This window comes from Umezawaea sp. NPDC059074 (assembly GCF_042738955.1).
Lineage (GTDB): Bacteria > Actinomycetota > Actinomycetes > Mycobacteriales > Pseudonocardiaceae > Umezawaea.
The window spans coordinates 1-3,888 of sequence record NZ_JBHYHC010000272.1 but is presented as its reverse complement, the minus strand read 5'-3'; the positions used below and the strand labels follow the sequence as shown (position 1 = coordinate 3,888).

The 3,888-nt window shown below is 70.4% G+C and carries 3 protein-coding genes; all 3 read left to right on the top strand.

Features of this window, described 5'->3' with window-relative positions:
- A partial coding sequence (locus ACFWW9_RS45925; RefSeq protein ID WP_390389946.1) for an aminoglycoside phosphotransferase family protein occupies nt 1–732 on the top strand: 732 nt, incomplete at its 5' end.
- A 44-nt stretch (nt 733–776) separates the two neighbouring features.
- Nucleotides 777–1,802 (top strand): methionine synthase, encoded by a 1,026-nt coding sequence (locus tag ACFWW9_RS45920; RefSeq protein ID WP_390389945.1) that lies wholly within the window; start codon nt 777–779, stop codon nt 1,800–1,802.
- A gap of 88 nt (nt 1,803–1,890) precedes the next feature.
- Nucleotides 1,891–3,750: a glycoside hydrolase family 9 protein gene (locus ACFWW9_RS45915; RefSeq protein WP_390389942.1), complete on the top strand. Its 1,860-nt coding sequence runs from the start codon at nt 1,891–1,893 to the stop codon at nt 3,748–3,750.
- Nucleotides 3,751–3,888: the final 138 nt, after the last annotated feature.

The window sequence follows — 3,888 nt, the reverse complement described above, 5'->3', positions numbered from 1 at the left end:
GGGTCGTACTGCGTCCGGGCCGGGGCGGGCGCGGTCCTGAAGGTGGTCGCCCCTGGCCACGACGCCGCCGCGCAGATCCGGACCCTTCGGGCCGCTGACGGGCGCGGGTACGTTCGGCTGCTGGCGTCGTCGGGGGACGCGCTGCTGCTGGAGGCACTCGGGTCGCCGTTGGCGCTGGGCCCGGAGTCCTGCCTCCCTTTGTTGGCCAGGTTGCTGCGCCGGGCCTGGCTGCCACCGGCCGAGCCACCGCTGGCCAACGCCGTGATGCTGGCCGAGTTGGTGGAGTCGTTGTGGCACAAGAACGGCCGACCGTGCTCGCAGGAGGCCTACTCGCAGGCGATGCGCTACGCGGAACGCCGCTCGGTGCCCAGCGCTCCTCCGGTCCTGGTCCACGGGGATCCGCATCCGGGGAACGTGCTCCAGGTCCTCGTGCCACGGCCGGGGACCGAATCCGGGTACGTGTTCGTCGACCCGTCGGGCTTCGTCGCCGATCCCGCGTACGACCTGGGGATCGTCCTGCGCGACTGGTGCTCCCAGCTCTTGGCCGCCCCCGACCCCGTCGCCCTGGCTCGTGGCTACTGCGCTTCGCTGGCGTCGTCGTCGGGGCTGTCGGCCACCGCCATCTGGGAGTGGGGGTTCATCGAGCGGGTGTCGACCGGGCTGTTCCTGACAGACTTCGCGGGGCCCGCGGGAGAGCCGTTCCTGCGAACCGCCGAGCTGCTGGTCGGGTGACGGTCTTCCGGCGTGCCCCGGCACGCCGGTGGGAGACTGTCCGGGTGAACACGACTCCTTGGAAACCCGGCTCCGCCACCGGTATCGGATCGTTGCCCGGCACGGATCCGCGTGAGGCGTCCCGGATCGTGCTCGGTGAGTTGCCGTTGTTGCCGCACCTGCCCGAACTGCCCGATCGTGGTGTCGGGGCCGACATCATCGGGCGTACCGCTGGGCTGCTCGTGGACATTCCCATCGAGGTGGTTCCGTCCGGGTATCGGGTTACCGCGCACCAGGGGCGGGACCACCGTCGTGCCACCGATCTGATGGCCTACGACCTCGACGCGTTCGAGGAGGCCGTCCAGTCGGTGAACCTGCGGCCCGAGGTGGTGAAGATCCAGATCGCTGGGCCGTGGACGCTCATGTCGAACATCGAGCTGGTGCGCGGCCACCGGGTGCTGACCGATCCCGGTGCGGTGAAGGAGTTCACGCAGTCGCTCGCCGAGGGGCTTCGGCAGCACATCGCGGAGGTCAAGAAGCGGACCGGGGCGCAGGTCGTCGTGCAGCTGGACGAGCCCGGTGTGCCCGCAGTCCTCGGAGGTCTGCTGCCCACGCCGTCGAAGCTCGGGACCGTTCGCGCTGTGCCCGAGCCCGACGCGCGGGACGTGCTGGCCGAGATCATCGACGTGGCCGGGCCCGGTGCGATCGTGCACTGCTGTGCGCCCAAGCCGCCGGTAACGCTGTTTCGGGAAGCTGGGGCCACAGCGGTCGCGCTGGACGTCGAGCTGTTGCGCGGTGCTGGTCGGGAGATGGCCGATCAGCTCGGGGAGGCGTGGCAAGCAGGCACTTCGCTGTGGTTGGGACTGGTGCCCAGCGTGGATCCGGACATAAAGGTCGATCTTCGCAGTCTGGCCCGGCCCGCGTTGGAGTTGGCCGATCGGCTCGGGTTCTCCCGCGAGGTGCTCACGCGGCAGGCGCTACCCACTCCCACCTGCGGAATGGCGGGCGCGTCCGATCGGTGGGTTCGGCGAGCGCTCTCCCTGACGCGCGATCTCGGCAAGGCTTTTCTGGAGCCCCCCGAGGACTGGTGACCCGCGCGACCGGCGGCTACTGTTCCCCCCTAATTAGGCAACCTTCTTAACCATGGGCCACCGCCGCCGGTCCGAGTAGGAGTCATCCATGCGATTCGCGCTCGCCCTCGCCTCGGCGGTGGTGGTCACCGGACTGGTCGCGGTCCCCGCGCAGGCGGCGGCCGCCGGCCAGATCCGGGTCGACCAGATCGGGTACGGCTCCACCGAGAGCAAGCAGGCCTACCTCCTCGCGCCGACCGCCGCCGACGCCACGTTCACCGTCGTGGACAGCTCGGGTCGGTCGGTGCTGACCGGGAAGGTCGGCGCTTCCCGCGGTGGCTGGAACGCCGGGTACGCCGCCGTGCAGCCGATCGACTTCAGCAAGGTGACCAGGAAGGGCACCTACCGGATCAAGGTGGGCGCCGCCACGTCGCCCAGCTTCAAGATCGACGACGTCGACGACCTCTACACGCCGTTGGCGGCCAAGAACGTCCAGTTCTTCCAGGCCCAGCGGGACGGCGCGAACGTCATCCCCGGTCTGCTGAACCGGAAGCCGTCGCACCTCACCGACCGCAGCGCCTACGTCTACGACACCCCCGTGTTCAAGGGCGAGGGCGGCGACGAGGTGGCCGAGCCGTTGAAGCGGATCGGCGGGCCGGTCGACGTCGAGGGCGGCTGGTTCGACGCGGGCGACTTCGTGAAGTTCACCCACGCCACCTCGTACTCGCTGGCGGAACTGCTCTACGCGCAGCGCGTGGACTCGAACCCGGCGCTGGACGCGGAGACGAAGTTCGGGCTGAAGTGGCTCGACAAGGCGTGGGACAGCAAGAACAAGACGCTCATCGCGCAGGTCGGCATCGGCACCGGCAGCGAGGAGCACGGTTTCGTCGGCGACCACGACGTGTGGCGGCTGCCGGAGGCCGACGACAAGCTCAACGTGAAGCCAGGGGACCTGGAGTACTTCATCAAGCACCGGCCCGTGTTCCGGGCCGCGAAGCCGGGCGAGAAGATCAGCCCGAACCTCGCCGGGCGGGTGTCGGCCGCGTTCGCGCTGGCCGCGCAGGTCGAGGCGAAGCGGAACCCCGCGCTGGCGTGCAAGTACCTGGAGGAAGCCGCGTCCGTGTTCGCGCTGGCCAAGACCACGGACGTCGGCGAACTGGTGACGGCGTTCCCGCACGCCTACTACCCCGAGGACTCGTGGGCCGACGACCTGGAGTTCGGCGCGACCCAGCTCGCGCTGGCGGGCAAGGCCCTCGGCGACCGCCGCGCGGCCGGGTGGGCGACGGCCGCGACGCACTGGGCCAAGGAGTACCTGGCCAGCGGCGACGCGGACACGCTGAACCTGTACAACACCAGCGCGTTGGCGCACGCGGACCTAGTGCGCGTGCTGCGCGCGGGCGGGGTGCGCAACGCCGAGGTCACCGAGGCGCAGCTCGTGGGCGACCTCAAGCGGCAGCTCCAGCACGGGGCCGACGCGTCGGCGACCAGCCCGTTCCGGACGGCCGTGGACGTGACGCAGTTCGACGCGGCCCCGCGCAGCTTCGGCTACGTGGCCACGGCCAAGCTGTACCGCGGCCTCACCGGTGACAGGACGTTCGACGCGTTCGGCACGCAGCAGCGGGACTTCACGCTGGGCTCCAACGCGTGGGGGACGACGTTGATGATCGGCGTCGGCAGCACGTTCCCGAACTGCCCGCAGCACCAGGCCGCCAACCTCTCCGGCGACTTGAACGGCGGCCGCAAGGTCCTCGTCGGCGCGGTCGTCAACGGCCCCAACGGCGCGGACCTGTTCTCCGACCTCGGCGAGATGCCCGCGGGCTCCGACCCGTGCACGAAGGACTACACCAAGCAGTTCGACTCGGCGACGTCCGTGTTCGCCGACGACCTGCGCTCGTGGCCCAGCTCCGAACCGGCCATCGACTTCACCTCGATGGCGTCCCTCGCGTTCACGCTGACCGCCCAGGGCTGACCTTCCCGGTGAGGTGGGGGCGGCCCCGCGGCCCCCCCACGACGTCAAGGCCAACACACCCCCCCCCGGGTTTTGGGGGGCCGACGACCCCCCCCGGATGAGAGAAAAGTGTGGGGGGGCCCCCAACCCCACCAACCC

What these genes read in the sequence shown, in the direction of transcription:
- ACFWW9_RS45915 (WP_390389942.1), top strand. Translation starts at nt 1,891, where the DNA reads ATGCGATTCGCGCTCGCCCTCGCCTCGGCGGTGGTGGTCACCGGACTG.